The organism is Actinocorallia longicatena (assembly GCF_039534125.1).
Lineage (GTDB): Bacteria > Actinomycetota > Actinomycetes > Streptosporangiales > Streptosporangiaceae > Actinocorallia > Actinocorallia longicatena.
This window is the reverse complement of record NZ_BAAAUV010000005.1, coordinates 14,526-36,947: the sequence shown is the minus strand read 5'-3', so window position 1 is coordinate 36,947 and position 22,422 is coordinate 14,526. Positions and strand designations below refer to the sequence as shown.

At 70.4% G+C, this 22,422-nt stretch carries 23 protein-coding genes; 11 read left to right on the top strand and 12 right to left on the bottom strand.

Annotation, left to right across the window (positions count from 1 at the left end; translation table 11 throughout):
* The first annotated feature begins 56 nt into the window (after positions 1-56).
* A complete protein-coding gene (locus tag ABD785_RS11090) occupies positions 57-578 on the top strand; it encodes a DM13 domain-containing protein (protein ID WP_344825745.1) in 522 nt (173 codons plus the stop codon).
* A gap of 85 nt (positions 579-663) precedes the next feature.
* On the opposite strand, the gene ABD785_RS11085 is transcribed toward ABD785_RS11090, so the two are convergent.
* Positions 664-2,493, bottom strand: coding sequence for an AMP-dependent synthetase/ligase (locus tag ABD785_RS11085; RefSeq protein ID WP_344825742.1), 1,830 nt, complete (start codon positions 2,491-2,493; stop codon positions 664-666).
* A gap of 184 nt (positions 2,494-2,677) precedes the next feature.
* Between ABD785_RS11085 and ABD785_RS11080 the strand changes: the two genes are divergently transcribed.
* The 5 genes from ABD785_RS11080 (at position 2,678) to ABD785_RS11060 (ending at position 8,788) form a co-directional block, all read left to right on the top strand.
* Positions 2,678-4,186 (top strand): peptide MFS transporter, encoded by a 1,509-nt coding sequence (locus ABD785_RS11080; protein ID WP_344825739.1) that lies wholly within the window; start codon positions 2,678-2,680, stop codon positions 4,184-4,186.
* Between the two features lie 144 nt (positions 4,187-4,330).
* Positions 4,331-5,239 carry a metal-dependent hydrolase gene (locus ABD785_RS11075; protein WP_344825736.1) on the top strand — a complete coding sequence of 303 codons (909 nt, stop codon included), beginning with the start codon at positions 4,331-4,333 and terminating at the stop codon, positions 5,237-5,239.
* 115 nt (positions 5,240-5,354) lie between these two features.
* Positions 5,355-5,939 (top strand): TetR/AcrR family transcriptional regulator, encoded by a 585-nt coding sequence (locus ABD785_RS11070; protein ID WP_344825733.1) that lies wholly within the window; start codon positions 5,355-5,357, stop codon positions 5,937-5,939.
* Positions 5,936-6,850 carry an SDR family oxidoreductase gene (locus tag ABD785_RS11065; RefSeq protein ID WP_344825730.1) on the top strand — a complete coding sequence of 305 codons (915 nt, stop codon included), beginning with the start codon at positions 5,936-5,938 and terminating at the stop codon, positions 6,848-6,850. The genes ABD785_RS11070 and ABD785_RS11065 overlap by 4 nt, the downstream gene beginning before the upstream one ends.
* 168 nt (positions 6,851-7,018) lie before the next feature.
* Positions 7,019-8,788, top strand: coding sequence for an SDR family oxidoreductase (locus tag ABD785_RS11060; protein ID WP_344825727.1), 1,770 nt, complete (start codon positions 7,019-7,021; stop codon positions 8,786-8,788).
* An 8-nt stretch (positions 8,789-8,796) separates the two neighbouring features.
* On the opposite strand, the gene yczE is transcribed toward ABD785_RS11060, so the two are convergent.
* The 3 genes from yczE to ABD785_RS11045 all read right to left on the bottom strand — a co-directional run bounded on the left by yczE (position 8,797) and on the right by ABD785_RS11045 (position 10,850).
* Complete coding sequence (gene yczE, locus ABD785_RS11055) at positions 8,797-9,429, bottom strand: membrane protein YczE (RefSeq protein ID WP_344825724.1); 633 nt, start codon at positions 9,427-9,429, stop codon at positions 8,797-8,799.
* A gap of 58 nt (positions 9,430-9,487) precedes the next feature.
* Complete coding sequence (locus ABD785_RS11050) at positions 9,488-9,916, bottom strand: CBS domain-containing protein (protein ID WP_344825721.1); 429 nt, start codon at positions 9,914-9,916, stop codon at positions 9,488-9,490.
* A 73-nt stretch (positions 9,917-9,989) separates the two neighbouring features.
* Positions 9,990-10,850 (bottom strand): DUF1444 domain-containing protein, encoded by an 861-nt coding sequence (locus ABD785_RS11045; protein WP_344825718.1) that lies wholly within the window; start codon positions 10,848-10,850, stop codon positions 9,990-9,992.
* A gap of 88 nt (positions 10,851-10,938) precedes the next feature.
* Here ABD785_RS11045 and ABD785_RS11040 point away from each other — a divergent pair, with 88 nt between their 5' ends.
* Positions 10,939-11,898: a sulfotransferase family protein gene (locus ABD785_RS11040; protein ID WP_344825715.1), complete on the top strand. Its 960-nt coding sequence runs from the start codon at positions 10,939-10,941 to the stop codon at positions 11,896-11,898.
* Here the strand turns inward: ABD785_RS11040 and ABD785_RS11035 are convergent.
* The 6 genes from ABD785_RS11035 to ABD785_RS11010 all read right to left on the bottom strand — a co-directional run bounded on the left by ABD785_RS11035 (position 11,880) and on the right by ABD785_RS11010 (position 17,430).
* Positions 11,880-12,008, bottom strand: a complete 129-nt coding sequence (locus ABD785_RS11035) for a hypothetical protein (RefSeq protein WP_344825712.1) — start codon at positions 12,006-12,008, stop codon at positions 11,880-11,882. The two genes, ABD785_RS11040 and ABD785_RS11035, sit on opposite strands and share 19 nt — an antisense overlap.
* Before the next feature lie 117 nt (positions 12,009-12,125).
* Positions 12,126-12,560: a hypothetical protein gene (locus ABD785_RS11030; RefSeq protein WP_344825709.1), complete on the bottom strand. Its 435-nt coding sequence runs from the start codon at positions 12,558-12,560 to the stop codon at positions 12,126-12,128.
* A gap of 65 nt (positions 12,561-12,625) precedes the next feature.
* Positions 12,626-14,512, bottom strand: a complete 1,887-nt coding sequence (locus tag ABD785_RS11025) for an ABC transporter ATP-binding protein (protein ID WP_344827077.1) — start codon at positions 14,510-14,512, stop codon at positions 12,626-12,628.
* Positions 14,513-14,599: 87 nt separating this feature from the next.
* Positions 14,600-15,361 carry an enoyl-CoA hydratase/isomerase family protein gene (locus ABD785_RS11020; RefSeq protein WP_344825706.1) on the bottom strand — a complete coding sequence of 254 codons (762 nt, stop codon included), beginning with the start codon at positions 15,359-15,361 and terminating at the stop codon, positions 14,600-14,602.
* 142 nt (positions 15,362-15,503) lie between these two features.
* Entirely contained in the window at positions 15,504-15,716 is a 213-nt protein-coding gene (locus ABD785_RS11015; RefSeq protein ID WP_012852589.1) for a helix-turn-helix domain-containing protein, read from the bottom strand.
* 115 nt (positions 15,717-15,831) lie between these two features.
* On the bottom strand, positions 15,832-17,430 hold the full coding sequence (locus ABD785_RS11010; RefSeq protein WP_344825703.1) for an ABC-F family ATP-binding cassette domain-containing protein: 1,599 nt from the start codon (positions 17,428-17,430) through the stop codon (positions 15,832-15,834).
* A gap of 191 nt (positions 17,431-17,621) precedes the next feature.
* Here ABD785_RS11010 and ABD785_RS11005 point away from each other — a divergent pair, with 191 nt between their 5' ends.
* The gene (locus tag ABD785_RS11005) at positions 17,622-18,401 is read left to right on the top strand and encodes a VOC family protein (protein WP_344825700.1); all 780 of its coding nucleotides are present in this window, start codon (positions 17,622-17,624) and stop codon (positions 18,399-18,401) included.
* 24 nt (positions 18,402-18,425) lie between these two features.
* On the opposite strand, the gene ABD785_RS11000 is transcribed toward ABD785_RS11005, so the two are convergent.
* Together ABD785_RS11000 and ABD785_RS10995 are read right to left on the bottom strand one after the other, a co-directional pair.
* A complete protein-coding gene (locus tag ABD785_RS11000; RefSeq protein WP_344825697.1) occupies positions 18,426-19,562 on the bottom strand; it encodes an EAL domain-containing protein in 1,137 nt (378 codons plus the stop codon).
* Between the two features lie 85 nt (positions 19,563-19,647).
* Positions 19,648-20,040, bottom strand: coding sequence for an ABC transporter permease (locus ABD785_RS10995; RefSeq protein ID WP_344825694.1), 393 nt, complete (start codon positions 20,038-20,040; stop codon positions 19,648-19,650).
* Positions 20,041-20,157: 117 nt separating this feature from the next.
* Between ABD785_RS10995 and ABD785_RS10990 the strand changes: the two genes are divergently transcribed.
* Genes ABD785_RS10990 through ABD785_RS10980 form a run of 3 tightly spaced genes read left to right on the top strand, consistent with a single transcriptional unit; the run spans position 20,158 to position 22,404 of the window.
* A complete protein-coding gene (locus ABD785_RS10990; protein WP_344825691.1) occupies positions 20,158-20,802 on the top strand; it encodes an AIM24 family protein in 645 nt (214 codons plus the stop codon).
* A gap of 2 nt (positions 20,803-20,804) precedes the next feature.
* The gene (locus tag ABD785_RS10985) at positions 20,805-21,455 is read left to right on the top strand and encodes an AIM24 family protein (RefSeq protein WP_344825688.1); all 651 of its coding nucleotides are present in this window, start codon (positions 20,805-20,807) and stop codon (positions 21,453-21,455) included.
* A gap of 1 nt (position 21,456) precedes the next feature.
* Positions 21,457-22,404, top strand: a complete 948-nt coding sequence (locus tag ABD785_RS10980; RefSeq protein ID WP_344825685.1) for an AIM24 family protein — start codon at positions 21,457-21,459, stop codon at positions 22,402-22,404.
* Positions 22,405-22,422: the final 18 nt, after the last annotated feature.

Genomic DNA, 22,422 nt, shown 5'->3' with positions numbered 1-22,422 from the left:
CGAGTCGTAAGCAGCGGGACCCGCCCTCGCGGCCCGTTCGGGGCGACTATGGAGACATGAGCCGAAAGGGATGGGCGGCGCTCGTCGCCGCGGTGGGTGCGGTGGTCCTGGTGGCCGCGATGGCGGCCTTCCAGCCGTGGAAGCTGTGGGTGGACGACCGGGCGAACGACGCCGACGTGGCCGTCGCGCCCGCGGTCCCCGGACAGCCCCAGGACGACGGGAAGCAGGCCCCGCAGGGACCCGAGAAGGTCTATGAGGGCGGAAAGTGGCGGTCGTACTCGCACGGCGAGACCACCGGCACCGTCAAGCTCTACAAGCAGCCGGACGGCAGCCACCTCCTGCGCCTGGAGGACCTGCGGACCTCCAACGGCCCGGACGTGAAGGTCGTCCTGGCCGAGCAGTCCTTCGACCAGGTCGGCCAGCTGCCCCCCGGCTACCTCACCCTGGCCACGCTGAAGGGCAACACCGGCAGCTCGAACTACGCGATCCCCGCCGGGACCGACATCACCAAGTACAAGTCGGCCGTCATCTGGTGCAAGCGGTTCGACGCGGTCTTCGCCGCCGTCTCCATCACCTGAAGATCCGTCACCTGAAGATCCGTCGCCTGAGAGATGAGGCCCGGCCCCCGCACGGGGCCGGGCCTCGTCTCGGCTCCGAAGGAGATCACCCGTAGAGGGCGTCGATGGAGTCGAGGTACTTCCCGTGGATGACCCGGCGCTTGAGCTTGAGGGTCGGGGTGAGCTCCTCGCTCTCGGCGGTCCACTCGGCGGGCAGGACGTGCCACTTCTTCACCTGCTGCACCCGGGCCAGCCGGGTGTTGGCGTCCGCGACGACCTTGGAGATCTCCTCCAGCACCAGCGGATTGTCCGCCAGCGCCGCCAGGTCGGTCTGCTCGATGCCGTGGGCCGCGGCCCAGACCGGGGCGACCTCGCCGTCGAGGGTGATCAGCGCGACGACGTAGGGCCGCTGGTCGCCGAAGGCCAGCGCCTGGCCGACCAGCGGGTGCTCCTTCAGGTGGTTCTCGATCAGCGACGGGGCGATGTTCTCGCCGCCCGCGGTGATGATGATCTCCTTCTTGCGGTCGACGACCTTGAGGAAGCCGTCGGCGTCGAGCTCGCCGATGTCGCCGGTGTGCACCCAGGCGTCGGCGTCGAGGAGCTCGGCGGTGGCCTCGGGCCGGTTCAGGTAGCCGGCGGTGCAGGTGGCTCCGCGCACGAGGATCTCGCCGTCCTCGGCGAGTTTGAGCTCGCAGCCGGGGAAGGGGCGCCCGACGGTCCCGAGCTTGAACGAGTCGCTCAGGTTGGCGGTGACCGCGCCGGTCGTCTCGGTCATGCCGTAGACGTCCAGGATGGCGATGCCCAGGCCGGCGAAGAACCGGGCGACCTCGATGGGCAGCGGCGCCGCCGCGCTCATCGCGTGGACGACCCGGTCGAGGCCCAGCAGCCCGCGCATCACCGACAGGACGGCCGAGTCGACGGCCTCGAACCTCGCCTGGAGCTCGGGCGAGGTGGTGTTGCCGTACTCGCGGCTCGCGACGTACTCGCGGCCGACGGCCATGGCGCCCTCGACGGCCGCCTTCTTGGCCTCGTCGGTCTCCATGGCGAGGAACGCCTGGATCCCGGCCATGATCTTCTCCCAGACGCGCGGCACCCCGAAGAAGGCGTTCGGCCGCACCTCCCGCAGGACGGTCGTCAGCTGGGACGGGTCCGGGCAGAAGTGGATGTGGGCGGCCCGGTCGATCGGCAGGTAGAGCGACAGGACCCGGTCGGCGATGTGCGCGAACGGCAGGTAGGAGACGCCGATGTTGTGGTCGGGCAGCCCGGCCGTCCGGGAGGAGCACTGGGCCTCGTACAGGGCCATGTGGTGGGTGATCAGCACGCCCTTGGGGTTGCCGGTCGTCCCCGAGGTGTAGAGCACGGTCAGGGTGTCGGTCGGCAGGACCGCCTGCCAGCGGCGGTCGACCTCGGACGGGTCGGCGGCCAGCGCCTCGCGGCCGAGGGCGAGGAAGTCGGCCCAGGACAGGTAGGGCTCGCCCTCGGGGCAGTCGTCGATGACGATGACCTTGCGGAGGTCGGGGAGCTGGTCGAGGACGGGCTGCCAGCGGCCGAGCTGGTCGCGGCCGTCGAGGACCGCGTAGACGGCCTTGGAGTTCTCGGCGATGAACTGCACCTGGTCGGGGGCGAGCGTCGCGTAGACCGTGCTCGGCACCGCGCCGGCGTGGACCGCGCCGAGGTCGGCCAGGACGTGCTCCGACCGGTTCGGCATCATCAGCGCGACGACCTCGCCGGGCCTGATCCCCAGCGAGACGAAGCCCGCGGCGATCTCCAGCGTCCGCTGCCTGGTCTCGGCCCAGGTCAGCGTGGATCCGCCGAGGTCGCTGTAGGCGGGCCGTTCGCCGTGTTCGGCGGCGGTGTCCCGCAGCACGCTGCAGACGGTCTTCCCGGCGATGTCCGCCTCGAGTTCGGCCCGGAGTTCCTGGGGAGTGGAAACCATGGGGAGCGCGCCTCCGCAAAAAGTCAGCGATCACTTACGGCCCACATCGCACCATGTTCCGCCAGGTGAGGGCAAGTCCCCGGCGCCGAAAGTTGGGCGCACCGGCCTCCGGGAACGGTCCCATGACCGAGTGATTACCCCTTCCCCGCCGTCAGGAGGCGGGGGCCGGGGAAATGATCACTGCGTGACGACCAGCGAGCCTCAGCCGGAGAAGACGTTCTTCGGGCATCCGCGCGGCCTTTCCACCCTGTTCATGACCGAGCTGTGGGAGCGCTTCAGCTACTACGGCATGCGCGCGCTGCTGGCCCTGTTCCTCGCGGACTCGGTCACCGACGGGGGGCTCGGGCTCAGCCAGGACACCGCCAACGCGATCGTCGGGGTCTACCTCGGCATGGTCTACCTGACGGCGCTGCCCGGCGGATGGCTGGCCGACCGCGTGTTCGGGCCGCGCAGGGCCATCTTCATCGGTGGCGTGATCATCATGCTGGGCCACATCTCGATGGCGATCCCGGGCGGCGCGGGCTTCGTCTACCTCGGTCTCGCCCTGATCGTGGCCGGCACCGGGCTGCTGAAGCCGAACATCTCCGCGATGGTCGGCCACCTGTACGACGGGGAGCCCGAGTCCCGCCGCGACGCCGGGTTCTCCATCTTCTACATGGGCATCAACATCGGCTCGCTGGCGCCGTTCATCGTCGGCTGGCTCGGCCAGAACGTGAACTACCACCTCGGGTTCGCCTGCGCCGCGCTCGGCATGGCGATCGGCCTCATCCAGTACGTGTGGGGCGGCAAGTACCTGCGCGGCATCGGCGCCAACCCGTCGAACCCGCTGAGCCCCGCCGAGAAGAGGCGCGTGCTCCAGTGGCTCGCCATGGCCGCGGCGGCCCTCGCGATCATCGCGCTGGCGGCCTGGCTCCTCGGCGTGCTCGACCTCGACGCCGTCACGTTCTTCCTGACGCTCGTCGCGATCGTCGTGCCGATCGCCTACTTCGCCTACATCCTCAAGGGAAAACACGGGCTCACCCCCGACGAGCGCTCGAAGATGACGGCCTACATCTGGCTGTTCCTGGCGGCCGCGGTCTTCTGGATGATCTACGACCAGGCCGCGACGACCCTCACCAACTTCGCGGCGACCGAGACCGACCTGAGCATCTTCGGCTGGGAGATGCCCTCCAGCTGGACCCAGAACATCAACCCGATCTTCATCATCGTCCTCGCCCCGGTCTTCGCCGGGATCTGGACCCGGGCCGGCACGCGGGTCAGCACTCCGTTCAAGTTCGCGATCGGCCTCACCATGGCCGGCCTGAGCTTCGTCGCGATGTCGGTGGCCGCGAGCGTGGCGGAGGGCGGCACCAAGGTCTCGATCCTCTGGCTGGTGCTGGTCTACCTGATCCAGACCATCGGCGAGCTGTGCCTCAGCCCCGTCGGGCTGTCGGTGACGACCCGGCTGGCCCCGGCCGCCTTCAGCTCCCAGATGCTGGGCGTGTGGTTCCTGGCGACCGCGATGGGCGACTCGATCGGCGGCCAGGTCGCCCGGCTGTCCGACGGCGGCACCAGCCCGGCCTACTACCTGTGGTCGGGGCTGTTCGCCATCGCGGTCGGCGCGCTGCTGTTCGCGTTCGTGCCCAAGGTGCGCAGGCTCATGAACGAGCACCACGAGAACGACGCCGCCCTGATCGCCAAAGAGGGGCCCTGAGCTTGACAGACGCCCGAATTTGTCAAGCACGCTAGGGGTTTTGCGCCCGGTTTGTCACGGCACGTAGTGGTACGCGCGGGTAACTCTTCGGCATAGTGCGGAGTCCCCAGATCCCTGTGGGACAGCCGCCGCCGAGGAGGACCAGTGGGCCTGCCGTTGTTCGAGGTCGACGAGCGTCACCCGCCGATCAAAGCTCGGCGTGTGGCCTTCGACTGGGAGAACACGCCTCTGCACTGGGTCCCCGGCAACTACGTCGCGACCCACATGATCAACTCGTTCCATCTCGTGCTTCCCGAGGGCGAGCGCTGGTTCATCCAGTGCGTCCAGGACGCCAAGCCGCTGATCAAGGACGAGAAGCTGCTCGAGGAGATCAAGGGCTTCATCGGCCAGGAGATGGTCCACGCCCGCGCGCACGGCAGCTTCCTCACCGAACTGCTCGACAGGCACGGCGTCGACCACCGGAAGATCACCGAGGCGGCCAAGGCCGGCAACGACTCCCGGCCCGCCGACCGCGCCAAGATGAAGCCGCGCAACCGGCTGCGGATGCTCCGCTTCGAGCTGGCCGCCGTGTCGGCGATCGAGCACTACACCGCGGTCCTCGGCCAGTGGATCATGGAGAACGACAGGCTCGACAAGGCCGGCATCGACCCCACGATGCTCGACCTCCTGCGCTGGCACGGAGCCGAGGAGGTCGAGCACCGCTCGGTCGTCTTCGACGTGTTCAAGAAGGTCGGCGGCGGCTACTTCACCCGCGTCGGCGGCTGGGTGGCCTCGGTGTTCTTCCTGTACTGGGCGCTGATCGCCGGAGCGATCTTCCTGGTGCGCAACGACCCGACGATCGAGCGCAAGCCGTCGAAGCTGTCGATGTTCCGTGACTACCGGCGCGCGGCCAGGGCCGGCCTGGTGCCGAGCGTCTTCCGGCTGCTGATCATCGAGGGGCTCGTCTACCTCAAGCCCGGTCACCACCCCTCCCAGGTCTGCTCCACCCCCCGGGCGCTGGAGTACCTGATGAAGTCCCCCGCGGCGCAGGCCGGCGGCTACACGCCCTACTAGCCACCGAGAAGCCCGCCCTCCGGAACCCCCGGCGACCCGCCCGTGTCGCCGGGGGTTCGGCGTTCCCGCGGGTGTGATTTAATATCTGCACGAGCATTTATTAATGGGAGGCCGGATGGGACCGGGACGACCCCGGACGGTCGGCGACGCGGCGATCCTGCGCGCCGCCGTCGAGGTGATCGGGCGCGACGGCCCCGGCGCGCTGACGCTGGGGGCCGTCGCCAAGGAGGCCGGGGTCGTGCCCGGCACCCTGGTCCAGCGGTTCGGATCCAAGCGCGGGCTGCTGCTGGCCATCGCCAGGGCCGGGGCGCGGGCCCCGGTCCGCTTCCCCCGCGACGGCGGAAGCGCCCTCGCGGCCCTCACCGCCGGGATCATCGCGTCGATGGCGCCCATGGACACCCCCGTCGCGTTCGCCCACCATCTGGCCTTCCTCTGCATGGACCTGACCGACCCGGAGTTCCACGGCTTCGCCCTCGCGGCCCACGAGGCCACGGGCGAGGCGATCGCCGGGCTCCTCGGCCAGGCGCTCGACGAGGGCGAGCTGTGCCCGGGCACCGACGTCACGGCGCTCGCGGCCACCGTCCAGGCGGTCGCGGTCGGCGCCGGCGTCACCTGGGCGCTGGACCGCAGGTCCGGCCTCGCCGCAAGACTCACCGCCCAGATCGAGGCGGTCATCGCACCCCATCGGGAGACGTCATGAGCACACGGGAAGGCGCGTCCGGGAACCGGACGCTCGAGGGCAGGGTGGCGCTGGTCGCCGGGGGCACCAGGGGCGGCGGCCGCGGCATCGCCGTCGAGCTCGGAGCCGCGGGCGCGACGGTCTACGTCAGCGGGCGGAGCTCGGCGGCGGGCCGCTCCGACCTCGACAGGCCCGAGACCGTCGAGGAGACGGCCGCGCTGGTCACCGAGGCCGGCGGCCACGGGATCGCGGTCCGGGCCGACCACGAGTCCGCGGCGGAGGTCGCGGCGCTGACCGCCAGGATCGCCGCCGAACAGGACGGGCGGCTGGACGTCCTGGTGAACTGCGTGTGGGGCGGCGACTCCCTCACCGACTGGGAGCACCCGCTCTGGGAGCAGGATCTCGACCAGGGCTTCCGGCTGCTGCGCCGCGCCGTCGCCACCCACATCATCACCAGCAGGCACGCGCTGCCGCTCCTGGTCGCCCGCGGCTCCGGGCTGGTCGTCGAGGTCACCGACGGCAACACCGAGCGCTACCGCGGCACGGTCTTCTACGACCTGGCCAAGGCCGCGGTGATCCGCCTCGCGGTCGCCCAGTCCGCCGAGCTCAAGCCGCACGGCGTCACGGCGCTCGCGATCACCCCGGGGTTCCTGCGCTCCGAGGCGATGCTGGACGGCCTCGGCATCACCGAGGAGAACTGGCGCGACGGCGCCGCGCAGGACCCGAACTTCGCCTTCTCCGAGACCCCCGCCTACCTCGGCAGGGCCGTCGCGGCGCTGGCGGCCGACCCGGACGTCATGCGCTGGACCGGCCGCGCCCTGGCCACCTGGGACCTCTACAAGACCTACGGCTTCACCGACGCCGACGGCACGCAGCCCGACTGGGCCGCCCACTGGGCGGCGGAGCTCGAGGCCGAACTCGGCCCGCTGTGAGCCGAGGGTCACACCGGCGTGGCACTTGTCCCGGTCCGCGGCCGGGGACTAGGTTGACAATGTGTCCAATAACGTGGTGCTCGCTCGGACCGACGACGCGGCCGAGCCGGAGCGGTTCCGGAAGATGACCGAGCGGAAGACCCGCCGCGGCGTCCAGAGGTGGGCCGCGTGAGCGCCTCCCCCGCACCGGGACCCGTGCGGACCCGTCGGGTCGTGGGCGCGGGCGTCGAGCTCGCCGTTCACGAGCGCGGCGAGGCCGGCCTGCCCACCGTCCTGCTGGTGCACGGCTACCCCGACGACCACGCCGTCTGGGACGAGGTCGCCGCCCTGCTGGAGCGCGACTTCCACATCGTCGCCTACGACGTGCGGGGCGCGGGCGCCTCGACGAAGCCCAGGGGCCGGGCCTTCTACACCTTCGACCTGCTGATGCGGGACATGACGGCCGTCCTGGACGCCGTCAGCCCGGACGAGAAGGTCCACCTGGTCGGGCACGACTGGGGGTCCATCCAGGCGTGGGAGGCCGTCACCACCATGCCGGAGCGGTTCGCCTCCTTCACCTCGATGAGCGGCCCCTGCCTGGACCACGTCGCCCACTGGGTCCGCTCCAGCCTGACCTCGGCCGATCCCGCCGCCCATCTGCGGGCCCTGGGCCAGGCCGCCAGGTCCTGGTACATCGCGGTGTTCCAGACCCCGGTCCTGCCGGAGCTGTCCTGGTCGGGCCGGTCGGGAGAAATGATCGGCAAGGTCCTCCGGCGGCTGGAGGGCGCCTCCCCCGACCTCGAGGCGGGCCGGTACGGCGTCGATCTCTACCGGGCCAACATGCTCCCCCGCCTGACCCGGCCGAACGAGCGCCGCACCGATGTCCCCACCCAGGTGATCGTCCCCACCGGGGACCGCTACGTGTCACCGCACACCGTCGGCGGCCTCCAGAAGTGGGTGCCCGACCTCAAGCTGCGGCCCGTCGCGGCCCGTCACTGGATCCCCCGCACCCACCCGGCCCTGGTGGCCCGGTTCGTGCGCGAGCACATCGCCGAGGTCACCGGAGGGGAGCTCGGCGCGGGCGAGCGGAGGGAACTGCGCCGGGCGCGGGTCGGCGCGGGCCGCCGGGCCTTCGAGGGCGATCTCGTGGTCGTCACCGGGGCGGGCAGCGGCATCGGCCGCGCCACCGCGCTGGCCTTCACCGAGCGGGGCGCGACCGTCATCGCGGCCGACCGCGACCTGGAGACCGCCCGTCGGACGGCCGAACTCGCCGGGCTGGTCGGCGCGGAGAAGGAGGGCCCGGTCGCGCACGCCGTCGCCGTGGACGTCTCCGACGCCGCCGCGATGGAGGAGTTCGCGGCCACCGTCCGGCGGGAGCACGGGGTGCCCGACGTCGTGGTCAACAACGCCGGGATCGGGATGGCGGGGGCCTTTCTCGACCACACCGCCGAGGACTGGCGGCGGATCCTGGACGTCAACCTGTGGGGTGTCGTCCACGGCTCCCTGCTGTTCGGCCGCCAGATGGCCGAGCGGGGGACCGGAGGCCACATCGTCAACACGGCCTCGGCCGCGGCGTTCACCCCGTCCCGGTCGATGTCGGCCTACGCCACCAGCAAGGCCGCGGTCCTCATGCTGAGCGAGTGCATGCGAGCCGACCTCGCCCACCTGGGCATCGGCGTCTCGGCGATCTGCCCCGGCATCGTCGACACCAACATCACCCGGACGTCGCACTTCGTGGGCCGCTCGCGGTCGGAGGAGCTGAAGACCCAGCTGAAGGCGGCCCGCGCCTACGGCCTGCGCGGCTACGGCCCCGAGAAGGTCGCGGAGCGGATCCTGACGGCCGTCCGGCGGGACCGGGCCCTGCAGCCCGTCACGCCGGAGGCGCACCTGTCCTACGCCCTCTCGCGGCTCTCGCCCGGGCTGATGCGCCTGGCCGCCAGGATCGACCCGACCGGCTGACCGGCCCCTCAGCAGGCGGCCGGGACGGGGGCCCCGGCCGCCTCCACGGGCTCGGCCGCCCTCGTGAGGGTGAGGCGGGGCAGGAAGAGCTGGGTGAGCGGGCCGATCGCCAGGGCGTAGGCGACGGTCCCGACGCCGACCGTGCCTCCCAGCAGCCAGCCCAGGGTCAGGACGGTGACCTCGATGGTCGTCCGGATCAGCCGGATCGAGAACCGGCTGCGCGCGGCGAACCCGGTCATGAGGCCGTCCCGGGGCCCGGGGCCGAGGCCCGCCCCGAGGTAGCAGGCGGTCGCGACGCCTCCCATGACGACCGCGACGGTCAGATATGCGATCTTCATGGGCAGGGCCGACGGCGAGGGCAGGACCCACAGGAACAGGTCCGCGAAGACGCCCACGAAGATCACGTTGCTGATCGTCCCGATGCCGGGTCGCTGCCTCAGCGGGATCCACAGCAGCATGACCACGGCTCCCGCGAGGATCAGCCACGCCCCGATCGACAGGCCGTAGCGGCGCGACAGGCCCTGGTGGAACACGTCCCAGGGGTCGTTGCCGAGTCCCGAGGCCACCTGGAGCGCGATACCCAGGCCATAGAGGGCCAATCCCACGTAAAGCTGCGCGACGCGGCGCACGATCCTGTCCATGTGACGATCGTGCCGTGGGATTGGCTCGTGAGTTAAGAGCCAATCCAGGAAAGTGGCTCTAACTTTGGATGTATCCGACCAGCTGCTCCCGCTCGGTCTCCAGCAGGTCGATGGCGCTCTTGACGATGTCGCCGATGCTGACGATGCCGACCAGCCGGTCCTCCTCGACGACGGGCAGGTGGCGGATCCGGTGCTCGGTCATGATCTTGCGCAGCCCGTCGACGTTGTCGCCCGGGGCACCGGTGCGGACCGACACCGTCATGATCGTGGAGACGGCGGCGTCGAGCAGCCCCGCCCCGCGCTCGTGGAGATGACGGACCACGTCCCGCTCCGAGACGATCCCGTCGATGGCGGCACCGTCGGCGGAGACGACCGCGGCGCCGATGTTGCGGGCGGCCAGAACCGCCAGAAGCTCGCGAACCGTGGCACCGGGTGGCACCGTGGCCACCTCGCCGCCCTTTGTGCGGAGAATGTCGGATATACGCATGGACCGCCTTCCCAAGCCTGCTAGCCGGGCCTTTCGGACAAGGTCGCATGCCAGACCGCGCCTGAAAAGGGCTTTAGGCGAGCCTTTGTGAAACCGCGGCGAGAAACTCGCGTGGCAAAGTGAGGCCTTCGGGTCCGTATCGGGTCTCCAGCAGGGCGAGCGCCCCGTTCTGCCACCAGAACAGGTGAGGGCTCAACGAACCGGGTCCCTCCTCGTATCCGATCTCGGCGTGATCATGGAGCCGGGCCGCCGCCGTGACCACCGTGTCGAGGCCCAGATCGGGCGAGAGCGCGAAGGCCAGGATCAGGCTCCGGCTCGGGGCGACCACCAGTGCGCCCTGCGGCCCGATCGGCAGGTACTCGTCCAGCCAGGCCAGATGGGTGGCCGCGTAGAAGGTCCAGCCGTGCAGGACCGTCAGCGGGAAGCCGTCGCCGTCCTGGTCGTCGCACTGGAGCGGGCCGTCGGACCTGACGTTGGCGCGGCCGAGGGAGAACAGGGCGTCCCCCGACACCGGCCAGCCGGCCATCTCCTCGCGGGTGATGGTCCGGACCGTCGTCGGGGTGTCCACCACGGCCACCTCGATCAGGCCGGGCGCGAACGGCCGGGCCGCCAGCAGCCCGTTGTCGGCCTCCGCCGGGTAGATCCTCGTGCGCAGCAGATGCCGGGCCAGCTCGAAGTCGCTGAGGTCCAGCGGCTCCTCGATCGCCGTGACGATCGTCGTCACATGATCGGCCACGACGGCCGGCCAGTCGTCCCTGGGCACCAGCCGCGCGAGCTGCCTGAGGTTCTTCATCCCCACATGCAGCCGGGACGCGCCCTGAAGCAGCATGACGTCGCCCTGAAGGCGCGTGCAGGAGTAGCCCAGGCTCTCGGCCACCAGGATGACCAGGGAGTCGAGCGCGGCATCATCGCCGTCCCGCCATCCCGAGACCATAAAGCCCCTCCTCCGGGAAGCCACCGCTGAAGCTTGACAGCTAAGGCACGTCCTCGGGAAGACCCTCATCTGGAAGACTGGTGTCGTCATGAGACCGACGCCGCACATTCTGGTGGTCAACGGGACCAAGGTCCGCCGACCGGTCTTCGTCGTTGGCGCACCCCACTCCGGTCAGGACCTGGTCGCCAGGGCCCTGAAGCACTCCGCTGGAATCCATCTGACCCTGGGCCGCCCGGCCGTGGTCAAGATGATCTACGCCTTCGCGCGGCGCCCCTCGATCGCCACCGAGCGGGGCCGGGGGGCCGCCCGGGTGATGCGGGACGCCTTCGCCGAGTCCTGGCAGTTCGGCGGCCTGTCCTGCGCGGACTGCCCGGCCGAGTGCTGGGAGCTCAGCGGCTACGTCCCCGGCGAGCAGATACCGGACGGCACCTGCATGTCGCCCGAGGGCGTCCACCGCTTCGCCGACGCCTCCCCCGACCTGATCTACAGCGCCGACGTGCTGCTCGACGCCTTCCCCGACGCCCAGCTCGTCCAGGTGATCAGGGACGGCCGCGACGTGGTGGCCCGGATGCTCGGCGACGACCGGTGCATGACCTGGTTCAAGCCGGGCTTCATCAACCTCGACGAGGTCTTCCCCAACCCGTTCCTCGGCGTCGACGACCCCGGTGAGCGGGCGCGGTGGACCCAGGCGGGGCCCGCGGTGAAGTGCGCGCTGCGCTGGCGCGGCTCGATCCGGCTCTCGGCCAGGCTGCGCGCCCAGATCCCGGCCGAGCAGCTGCTGACCCTCCGCTACGAGAACATGGTGAACGATCCGGCGGCCACGGCCACCGAGCTGTCGAACTTCCTCGGCGGGCCGATCTCGAAGATCGCGCTGACCGGGGCGACGGAGCCGCACCGCACCGACGGCCGACGGCCGCTGCCCGCCCGGCAGGGCGAGGAGGAGCGGTCCAGGGGCTGGCGGGACGCGCTCACGGCCCGCCAGATCGTCCAGGTGGAGAAGGTGGCGGGCCGTGAGCTGAAGCGGCTGGGCTATTCGATCCCGGAGTGAGGGCTGAGGTCGTCGGCGATCCAGCCGATCGCCATCCCGGCCGCGCCGAGGCCGAGGAACAGGGCGCCGTAGCGGAGCAGGGGATTGTGGTGGAGCAGGACGGTTCGCATCGCGTCTCCCGGTCGGGGGTCTCCTCCGAGGGTCCCCCACCCGTATGACGGCCGGATGTCCGCCACCGGAACTCCGCCGGCCGCGTCCCGGTCAGGAGTTCGCGTCAGGAGTTCGCGTCAGGAGTTCGCGCGCCAGCGGCCCTGGGAGGAGCCCATCTCCTGGGTGCAGCTGTAGTCCTTCCCGCCGGCGACCCCGCGGGCACCGAGCTCGGGGCAGTACGCGCCGGGCCTGACCTCGCCGCCGGGCTCCGCGCCGACGTCCACGACCCAGCGGGGCCTGTCCTGCCCCGCGGGACGCGAGCAGCGGGTCTGGGCGCCCGTGGAGGTGTGGGCGACCGTGCCGGGAAGGGCGCAGAACCGGCCCACCTTCACGGTCGTGTTGAGCGAGGGCAGCGGCACGGCGGTCGGGCTCGGCATCGGGCTCGCGGTCTCGACCCTGCTCGCCGGCGTCGCGGTGAACGGACCGGAGCTGGACTCGCCGTCGTTGACCGTGCTGCATCCCGTGAGCGCCGCCGCGAGGACCGCCACGACCAGGCCTGCTGTCTTCAGCATCTCTCCCCCGAAAGATCCGTGATCATTTGATCGCATTGTGTCACGGTGATCATCGGGGGCCGGGGTCAGGGTAGGTAGACCCCCTGGTCGTCGACCAGCAGCCGCTGCTCCTGCTGGGCGAACTGGACCCGGTAGAGCTCGGTGTAGAGGCCGCCCTTGGCCAGGAGTTCCTCGTGCCGTCCCCGCTCGGCGATCCGGCCGTCCTCGATCACCAGGATCTGGTCGGCCTCGCGGATCGTGGAGAGCCGGTGCGCGATGACCAGCGAGGTCCGGCCGACGAGCGCCGTCTGGAGGGCCCGCTGGACGGCCGCCTCGGACTCGGAGTCCAGATGGGCGGTGGCCTCGTCCAGGACGACCACGGCGGGCTCCTTGAGCAGCAGCCGGGCGATGGCCATGCGCTGCTTCTCGCCGCCCGACAGCCGGTAGCCGCGGTCGCCGACGACGGTGTCGAGCCCGTCGGGCATGGCCTCGACCAGCTCCCTGATCTGGGCGCCCTCGAGGGCCTCCCACAGCTCCTCGTCGGTGGCGCCCGGACGGGCGTAGCCGAGGTTCTCCCGGATCGAGTCGTGGAAGAGGTGGGCGTCCTGGGTGACCACGCCGATGGAGCCGGCGAGCGACTCCATCGTCAGGTCCCGGACGTCCTGGCCGCCGATCCGCACGGCCCCCTCGTTGACGTCGTACAGCCGCGACACCAGATGGGTCATGGTCGACTTGCCCGCGCCGGAGTGGCCGACCAGGGCGACGAGCTGCCCCGGCTCGGCGGTGAAGGAGATCCCGTGCAGGACGGGCCTGCCGGGCGCGGTGTCGCTGCGGGCGATCGACTCGAGCGAGGCCAGGGAGACCTCGTCGGCGGCCGGGTAGCGGAAGGAGACGTCGTCGAAGGTGACACCCGGGGCGGTGGCCGTCCGCTTCAGCGGGACGGCCTTCTCCCGCTCGGAGACCATCGGCTCGAGATCGAGGACCTCGAAGACCCGGTCGAAGCTGACCAGCGCCGTCATCACGTCCACCTGGACGTTGGACAGGGCCGTCAGCGGCCCGTACATCCGGCCGAGCAGGGCGGCCAGCGCCACGAGCGTGCCGATCTGGAGGGTCCCGCCGACGGCGAGGACCCCGCCGACGCCGTAGACCATCGCGGTGGCGAGGGAGGCGACCAGGGTCAGGGCGGTGAAGAACACCCGCCCGTACATGGCGCCGACGATCCCGATGTCGCGGACCCGGGAGGCCCGGTGGGAGAACTTCGCCGACTCCTCCCCCGGACGGCCGTAGAGCTTGGCGAGCATCGCCCCCGAGACGTTGAACCGCTCGGTCATCAGCGAGCCCATCTCGGCGTCCAGGACCATCTGCTCGCGGCTGATCCGCTGCAGCTTGCGCCCGACGAGCTTGGCCGGGACCACGAAGACCGGCAGCAGCACCAGCGCGATCAGGGTGACCAGCCACGACAGGTAGAGCATCGCGATCAGCACCAGGACGAAGCTGATCACGTTGGAGACCACCGAGGAAAGCGTGGTGGTGAGGGCGCGCTGGGCCCCGATGACGTCGTTGTTGAGGCGGCTCACCAGGGAGCCGGTCTGGGTGCGCATGAAGAACGCGACCGGCATCCGCTGCACGTGGTCGAACACCTGCGTGCGCAGATCGTAGATCAGGCCCTCGCCGATCCGCGCGGAGTACCAGCGCTGGGCGAGGGACAGCACCGCGTCGAGGAGCGCCAGCCCGGCCAGCCCCAGGGCCAGCCAGACGACCACCTCCCGGTTCCCCGGCACCACGCCCTTGTCGATGATCGCCTGGATCAGCAGCGGCCCCGCCACCACGCTGACCGCGGCGACGGCGTTCAGCAGCAGGAACAGGACCAGATCGCGCTTGTAGGGCGTGGCGTAGCCGAGGATCCGCCTGACCGTGCCCGGCTTCAGCTTCTCGTGCTTCACCGAGGGGTCGCGTCGGAAGGACGCCATCATCGCGAAGTTGCTGCTGCCGTCCACGGTTCTCCTTCGACCCGATTTCCTCCGTAGTAGGTAATCATGTAATCGGATCGAAAATTCCAGCTAACCGAGAATGCGCTTGCTCTGTGCCCTTCGCTCGGCGGCGGTCTGCTCGGCGAGGGAGTTCGCGGGGGCCTGCTGGAGCAGGGCCTTCGTGGCCCGGGCGGCACCGACGTCGATCTTGAGCAGCGACTCGACGAGGTCGGCGGCCGCGGCGTCGAGCTCGTCGTTCTTGACGATCTTCTCGGCGAGGCGGAGCTCGCGGGCCTCGTCGGCGAGGACCGTCCGGGCGGTCAGGCACAGGTCGAGCGCGCGGGGCAGCCCCACGACGTCCACGAGGGGCTTGGTGCCGGTCAGGTCGGGGACCAGGCCGAGCGCGGACTCCTTCATGCAGAACTTGACGTCCTCGGCGGCGATCCGGAGGTCACAGGAGAGCGCGAGCTGGAAACCGGCGCCGATGGCGTGGCCCTGGACGACCGCGATCGAGGTGAAGCGGGGATCGCGCAGCCACAGGAAGCCCTCCTGGTACCGGGCGATGAGCTCCTCGAGCTCGGCGTGGGAGACGCCGGGCGGCATCGCGGGCGGTTCGCCCGGGATGCCCTCGGGGGTGAAGGTCCGGACGTCCAGCCCGGCCGAGAAGGACACGCCGGCGCCCTTGAGCACGACGATCCGCACGGATTCGGGCAGCGTGCGCCCGATCTCCGCGAGTCCCGCCCACATGCCGGGCGACTGCGCGTTGCGCCGCTCGGGACGGTTGAGGGTGACCGTGGCCACCGCGCCGTCGTGGGTGAGCTCGAGTACCAGTCCAGCCGCCGTCAGGTCCATTCCGCGCCTCCTCCAAGCGTGGGGAGGGCCTTCCGGCTCTGGAAGGTGAACCCTGCCCGCCACCGCGAAACCGAATCCTACTCGGTAGTAGCGGTGGCGGGTCGGGCGGTGTTCTCAAGTCCCGGGGGGATACCCGGGGGACTTAGGACTTCTTGCCCCTCGTGGCCCCACCTCGGCCGCGCAGGTTCACGCCGGACTCGGTCAGGATGCGATGGATGAAGCCGTAGGACCGGCCGGTGGCGGCTGCCAGAGCGCGGATGCTCTCGCCGGAGTCGTACCTCTTCTTGAGCTCCGCCGCCAGCTTGTCGCGCTCGGCACCGGTCACGCGGGTGCCCTTCTTCAGGGTCTCGGCCACGAGTACCTCCCGTAGTGATGTGGTGACCGCTGCGTTATCTACAGCCATGATCAGTCATCATCGCCAGATCGGCTACCCGGTAGGCCAGAAAAGATCTGCTTCCTTGCCGAGAAGGTCAAGCAAGAGCCACCAGATCGGCAAATTCGTCACTCCAGATGTCTTCAACACCATCCGGGAGCAAAATCACCCTTTCCGGTTCCAACGCCTGCACCGCGCCTTCGTCGTGAGTGACCATGACGATGGCGCCCTTGAACGTGTGGAGTGCCCCGAGGATCTCCTCTCGGGACGCCGGGTCGAGGTTGTTGGTGGGTTCGTCCAGAAGCAGCACGTTCGCCTTGGAAACCACCAGTGTGGCCAGCGCCAGGCGGGTTTTCTCCCCTCCCGACAGGACCCCCGCGGGCTTGTCGACATCGTCTCCGGTGAACAGGAACGAGCCGAGGATCTTCCGGCACTCGACCTCCGCGAGATCGGGTGAGGAGGACTGCATGTTCTCAAGTACAGAACGATCGTGATCGAGCGTTTCGTGCTCCTGCGCGTAGTACCCGAGACGAAGTCCATGACCGGGGATAATGCTTCCGGTATCGGCCTTTTCGACGCCGCCGAGGATGCGGAGAAGGGTCGTCTTCCCCGCTCCGTTCAGTCCAAGCACGACCACCCGGCTGCCCCGGTCGATCGCGAGGTCGACATCTGTGAAGATCTCCAAGGATCCGTATGATTTGGACAAACCCTCCGCGAACAGGGGGGTTTTGCCGCAGGGAGCCGGATCCGGAAAGCGCAGTTTGGCCACGCGGTCGGCCTGCCGCTCCCCCTCGACGCCCGACATCAGCCTGTCGGCGCGCTTGAGCATCTGCTGGGCGGCCTTGGCCTTGGTGGCCTTCGCCCGCATCTTGTCGGCCTGCGACTGGAGCTGGGTGGCCTGCCGGGAGGCGTTGGCGTACTCGCGCTTGCGGCGCTTCTCGTCGGTCTCGCGGGCGGCCAGGTACTTCTTCCAGCCCACGTTGTACATGTCGACCTCGCAGCGGTTGGCGTCCAGGTGGAAGACCCGGTTCACCACCGCCTCGAGCAGGCCGACGTCGTGGCTGATGATGATCAGGCCGCCCTGGTGGCTCTTGAGGTAGTCGCGCAGCCAGACGATCGAGTCGGCGTCCAGGTGGTTGGTCGGCTCGTCCAGCAGCAGGGTGTCGGCGTTGGAGAACAGGATCCTGGCCAGCTCGACCCGGCGGCGCTGACCGCCGGACAGGGTGTGCAGCGGCTGGTGCAGGACCCGGTCGGGCAGGCCGAGGCTGGAGGCGATGGCGGCGGCCTCGGACTCGGCGGCGTACCCGCCGAGCACGTGCAGCTCGTCCTCGGCGCGGCTGTAGCGCCGGACGGCCTTGTCGCGGGCGGCGCCGTCGAACTCCGACATCTGCGTCTCGAACTTGCGCAGCCGGGCGAAGACCTCGTCCAGGCCGCGGGCGGCCAGGATCCGGTCGCGGGCCAGCACCTCCAGGTCACCGCTGCGCGGATCCTGCGGCAGGTAGCCGAGGGTGCCCGAGCGGGTCACCGACCCGGCCGACGGCAGCGACTCCCCCGACAGGACCTTGGTCAGCGTGGTCTTGCCCGCGCCGTTCCGGCCGACCAGGCCCACCCGGTCGCCGGGGTTGACGCGGAAGGCGGCCTTCTCGATGAGCAGGCGGGAGCCGGCACGCAGCTCGATGTCGTTCGCGATGATCACAGTGGGTTCTTCCCCGAGGTAACGGATCCGGGCATGACACTCGACGCGCAGGGGCGCGGAGGTACGGGGTCAGCTCGGGAGCACCCGATCAGTGTAAGGGGCCGACTGCGGCCACGGCGAACGCGATCCCGGGTGGCAGAATGATCCCATCGACACGGAAAGTGACGAATACAACGCGAGGAGTCCTCATCATGGCAGTGCTCACGGGCAACGCCGCTCCGGGCACCCCCAACTGGGTGGACCTGGGCATCCCCGACATCACCCGGGCGAAGGAGTTCTACCGCGCCCTGCTGGGCTGGGAGTACGACGACCAGGGTTCGGAGTACGGCGGTTACGTCGTGGCGACCAGGGACGGCCATCCCGTGGCCGGGCTGATGGGGGTGCAGGAGGCCCCCTCGGCGTGGTGGGGCGTCTATTTCGCCACCGACGACTGCGACGGCACGGCCAAGCGGGTCACCGACGCGGGCGGCTCCGTGGTCGCGGCCCCCATGGACGTGGGCCCGCTCGGCCGCATGGCGATCTTCCAGGACGCCCAGGGCGCCCAGTTCGGCCTCTGGCAGGCCGGGGAGTTCGCCGGCAGCGAGCTGGTCAACGCGCCCGGGTCGTTCACCTGGAACGAGCTGGTGACCGCCGACTCGGCCGCCGCCGCCCGCTTCTACACCGGCGTCCTCGACGTCACCGCGGCGCCGATCGAGGAGGGCCTGGACTACCAGACGCTGAACGTCGGGGACCGTCCGGTCTGCGGCGTCTACGGCGTTCCGGAGCGGGAGCTCGCCGAGGGCGGCGCCGGCCCGCACTGGACGATCTACTTCGCGGTCGACGACGCCGACGAGGCGGCGCGGATCGCGGTCGCGCAGGGCGGCACCGTGACCCGCGAGCCCGCCGACTCCTCCTTCGGCCGCGTGGTGGTCCTCAAGGACCCCTTCGGCGCCGAGTTCGCCGCCATCAGGATCCCCGAGGGCCAGGGCTGAGACACCGGGACGGGCGCCGGCACGTCAGGGCGACATGTTGCGGATCAGGTCGCTGACCCGGACGATGCCCAGACAGCGGCCGATCTCGTCGGTCACGACCAGGTCGTCGTAGACGCGCTCCTCGTCCCGGCCGGCGGCCCGCAGCGCGGCGATGGCCGGCACCGTCTTGGGAACGATCCTGGGCGGGTCGGCCAGCCGCGAGGCGGGCTTGGTCGAGTGCAGCGCGTGCCCGTAGGCGCCCGACAGGGCCAGCAGGAACCGGGCCCGGTCGACGGTGTGGCGGGGCCGCTGCTGGCCGTCGACCAGGACGATGCTCGTCGTGCCCTGCTCCTCCGACAGGGCGTCCAGGACCGCGCCCGCGGTGACCGTGTCCGGCATCGTCATCGCGGGGAGGGTGAACTCCGAGACGCGTGGCCCGAGGTCGATCGAGCCGGTCGGCGGCTCGTCGCGGGAGACGGGCACGGGGATCGGCACGCGCTGCCCGGGCCGCCAGTCCGGCGGGGTGAGCAACGGCCCCTGGACGAGCCGGACGCCGAGGCCGCGCAGCTTCTTCAGCTGGTCCTCGCTGTCGATGCCGGGCGCCAGGACATGGGTGCCGACCCGGTGGGCGAGGGTCACGAGCGCCTCGACCAGTGCGGAGCGCCGCTGGTCGGAGATCGCCTTGCGGGCCAGCTCCGGATCGAGCTTGACGAGATAGGGAGTGCCCTCGACCAGCAGGTCGAGGGGGGCGTGGGTGGTGCCGAGCCCGCCGAAGGCCACGAGGTAGCCCGCGTGCCTCAGATCCTGGACCCCCGCGGCGAGGGCCGCCCGCTGCGCCGGTGCGAAACCCCCCGTCACACAGATGATCACTTCTTGGGGGCGGCGGCCCGCGTCGTACAGCCCCTGGTGCAGGACCGTCAGGACGGCCCGGCCGAGGGCCACGGTCTCGGCCCTGACCATGATCTGCATGGGCAGCAGCGCGGAGTGGGAGGCCAGGGCCCTGGCCCCGTCGACGGCGCGGCGGATGTCCTCCTGCGCCGCGTCGACCGGGCCGGGATCGGCGTAGGAGGGTCCGACATGGGTCTCGACGGCGACCACGGAGCCCGAGTCGAGATCGACCACGGGCTGAAAGAGCGCGCCACCCGAGAGTCCGGTCGGGGGCAGTGTGTCCAGGAGTGCCACGATCGGAATCGTCGCAGCGCGTTAATGCGAAAACAGGCCTTGTCGGGGCACGTTCACTAAGAATTCGTCCGAGATGTGAAGAGGGTCACAGTTCACCCGCGATGACCGCGGAGGCGAGGTAGGACAGCCCTCCTGCGGCCGCGATCCAGGGCAGCGGGCCCAGGTCCTCTCCGCGCAGCGCCTGCACGACGATCGCCGCGACGATCCCGGCCGCGAGGACGTCCCCGGTCATGGCCGCGGCGCGCAGATGGGTGCGTCCGTGGCGTCCCCGCCCGTAGGACTCGCTGATCGGCAGCCCCGGCTCGTCCTTCCGGTAGAGGAGCTGGAGCGCGTACCCCGCGAGGACCGCTCCGGCGATCACCCCCGCGCCCGCCTGGTCACGGGTCGTCAGCAACAGGGCGACGCCGACCCCCGCGCACGCCACGAGCGCGGGAACCAGCCATCCACGGCGTCCGCGCCGTTCGGGAGCAAGCCACATAGACCCCATACTCCCGCAGATCGCCCGGTCAGAGTAGATCTTCCCGGAAGGCTCCACCGGGGCCTCAAGATTCACGAAGAGGTGTGGTCATCGCCAAGGTGTGGCTAAAGTGCCTGCGTGGCGCAGTTTCGGATGAACGGGTCCAAGATGCTCGCCGTCGATCTGGCGGGCGAGACCGTACGCGCCCTCAACGGGTCGATGGTGGCCTACGAGGGCCAGATGAACTTCAAGCGGCAGGGCATGACCGGCGGCGACGGCGGTCTCATGGGCGCGGTGCGGCGACGCGTCGCCGGTGAGAACGTGACGCTCATGGAGGTCACCGGCCAGGGCACGGTCTACCTGGCCAGCGAGGCCACCGAGATCACCCTGGTGCACCTCCAGGGGGACACCCTTCTGGTCGAGTCCAGCAACCTGCTCGCCCTCGACGGCCAGCTCCGCACGGGCGTCCAGTTCAGCGGGCTGCGCGGCATGTCCACCGGCCAGGGCCTGGCGACCACCAAGGTCGAAGGACACGGCACCGTCGCGATCGTCTCGGACGGCCCGGCGATCGCGCTGGAGGTGACGCAGGGCCAGCCGCTCTGCGTCGACCCGCAGGCGTTCGTCGCCTCGCGCGGCCAGCTGCAGCAGGACTTCGTGACGGACGCGAACTGGCGGACCATGCTGGGCCAGGGCTCCGGGGAGACCTTCCAGCTGCGGTTCAACGGACACGGCCTGGTGTACATCCAGCCGGCCGAACGCAGCGGCGGACTGGCGGAGGTCTAGAGATGCCCGGCTTCAGCGCGATCAACAAGAAGATGATCCAGGTGCCGGTCGGCCCCGGGAACGAGCTCTACTCCAAGCGCGGCTCGATGCTCGCCTACGTCGGCCAGGTGCACTTCGCGCCGACGGCCACCGCGGGGCACGGCATGGGCGGCGCCATCGGACGGGCCATGGCGGGCGAGCACTCGCCGATGATGCACGTCACCGGGCAGGGCAGCGCGATGTTCGGCCACGGCGGCCTGCACATCGAGGTCATCGACCTTCAGGGCGACACCCTGTACGTCGAGGCCGACCGGCTGCTCGTGCACGACGCGGCCCTCCAGACCGGCACGATGTTCATGGGCGAGCAGGGCGGCCTCAGCGGTGTGATCCGCGGCCAGATGACCGGCCAGGGCCTGTTCACCACGACCGTCACCGGGCACGGCTCGGTCGCGGTGCTCTCGCACGGCGGCGTCATCGAGCTGCCGATCCAGCCGGGACGCTCGGTGTTCGTCGACCCGCAGGCCTACGTCGCCCACCGCGGCCAGGTCACCAACAAGCTGAAGATGTCCGCCGGTCTGCGCGACATGATCGGCCGTGGCTCGGGCGAGGCCTTCCAGCTGGAGCTCTCCGGCCACGGCATCGTCTACGTCCAGGCCAGTGAGAGGAAGATCTGAGATGGGCTACCCACCGCAGCAGCCTCCCTACGGCCAGCAGCCCGGCTACCCCCCGCAGCCCGGCTATCCGCCGCAGCAGGGCGGCTACCCGCCCCAGCAGCCCGGATACCCCCCGCAGCAGCCGGGGTACCCGCCGCAGCAGGGCGGTTACGTGCCCCCGCAGGGCGGATACCCGCAGCAGGGTTCCTCGCCGGCGAGCACCGTGGCGACCTACAACGCCCAGACGCTGCCGGACGACGACAACGTCAACCCCTACGCCTTCTCGGTGAGCCTGAACGGCCAGTGGTTCATCCAGAAGGGCAAGATGATCGCCTACTACGGGCAGATCAAGTTCGAGGCGCTGTCGGCGGGGCCGCTGGACGCGCTGGTCGCGGGCCACTTCCACTCGCCGCTGTACGCCCACGACTGGGTGATCGCCGAGGGGCACGGCAAGCTCCTGCTCGGTGACCGGGGCTTCGACCTCAACAGCTTCGACCTCGAGGACGGCAACCTCACGATCAGGGCGGGCAACCTCCTGGCCTTCTCCACCGGCCTCACACTGAAGCAGTCGATCATCCCGGGCTTCCTCACCCTGCTGGGCACCGGCAAGTTCATCGCGGCCTCCAACGGCCCGGTCCACTTCGTCGAGCCGCCCATCCGGGTCGACCCGCAGGCCCTGCTGGGCTGGGCCGACTGCCCGTCGCCATGCCACCACTACGACCACTCCTACATGCGGGGCGTTCTCGGCATGGCCCGCAACATGTTCGGGGTCGGCGGGTCCTCCGGCGAGGAGCACCAGTTCGAGTTCTCCGGCGCGGGCACGGTCCTCATGCAGTCCTCGGAGGCCGTCATGGAGACCGCGGCGACCGTCCGGGAGCTCGAGGGCCAGGTCGGCATGCTGGGTGTCGGCGGCCTCCAGCGCCTCAACCAGGTCATCACCCAGCGCCTCGCCGCCGAGCAGCAGCGCTAGCATCTTCGGCGTGACCGA

Excerpts from the sequence above, each read along its gene's own strand:
- ABD785_RS11070 (WP_344825733.1), top strand. The coding sequence starts at position 5,355 with ATGGGACCGGGACGACCCCGGACGGTCGGCGACGCGGCGATCCTGCGC.
- ABD785_RS11045 (WP_344825718.1), bottom strand. The coding sequence starts at position 10,850 with ATGGTCTCGGGATGGCGGGACGGCGATGATGCCGCGCTCGACTCCCTG.
- ABD785_RS11030 (WP_344825709.1), bottom strand. The coding sequence starts at position 12,560 with ATGCTGAAGACAGCAGGCCTGGTCGTGGCGGTCCTCGCGGCGGCGCTC.
- ABD785_RS10980 (WP_344825685.1), top strand. The coding sequence starts at position 21,457 with ATGGGCTACCCACCGCAGCAGCCTCCCTACGGCCAGCAGCCCGGCTAC.
- ABD785_RS11020 (WP_344825706.1), bottom strand. The coding sequence starts at position 15,361 with ATGGACCTGACGGCGGCTGGACTGGTACTCGAGCTCACCCACGACGGC.
- ABD785_RS11040 (WP_344825715.1), top strand. The coding sequence starts at position 10,939 with ATGAGACCGACGCCGCACATTCTGGTGGTCAACGGGACCAAGGTCCGC.
- ABD785_RS10995 (WP_344825694.1), bottom strand. The coding sequence starts at position 20,040 with ATGTGGCTTGCTCCCGAACGGCGCGGACGCCGTGGATGGCTGGTTCCC.
- ABD785_RS11005 (WP_344825700.1), top strand. The coding sequence starts at position 17,622 with ATGGCAGTGCTCACGGGCAACGCCGCTCCGGGCACCCCCAACTGGGTG.
- ABD785_RS11085 (WP_344825742.1), bottom strand. The coding sequence starts at position 2,493 with ATGGTTTCCACTCCCCAGGAACTCCGGGCCGAACTCGAGGCGGACATC.
- ABD785_RS10985 (WP_344825688.1), top strand. The coding sequence starts at position 20,805 with ATGCCCGGCTTCAGCGCGATCAACAAGAAGATGATCCAGGTGCCGGTC.
- ABD785_RS11025 (WP_344827077.1), bottom strand. The coding sequence starts at position 14,512 with ATGATGGCGTCCTTCCGACGCGACCCCTCGGTGAAGCACGAGAAGCTG.
- ABD785_RS11050 (WP_344825721.1), bottom strand. The coding sequence starts at position 9,916 with ATGCGTATATCCGACATTCTCCGCACAAAGGGCGGCGAGGTGGCCACG.
- ABD785_RS11090 (WP_344825745.1), top strand. The coding sequence starts at position 57 with ATGAGCCGAAAGGGATGGGCGGCGCTCGTCGCCGCGGTGGGTGCGGTG.
- ABD785_RS11065 (WP_344825730.1), top strand. The coding sequence starts at position 5,936 with ATGAGCACACGGGAAGGCGCGTCCGGGAACCGGACGCTCGAGGGCAGG.
- yczE (WP_344825724.1), bottom strand. The coding sequence starts at position 9,429 with ATGGACAGGATCGTGCGCCGCGTCGCGCAGCTTTACGTGGGATTGGCC.
- ABD785_RS11035 (WP_344825712.1), bottom strand. The coding sequence starts at position 12,008 with ATGCGAACCGTCCTGCTCCACCACAATCCCCTGCTCCGCTACGGCGCC.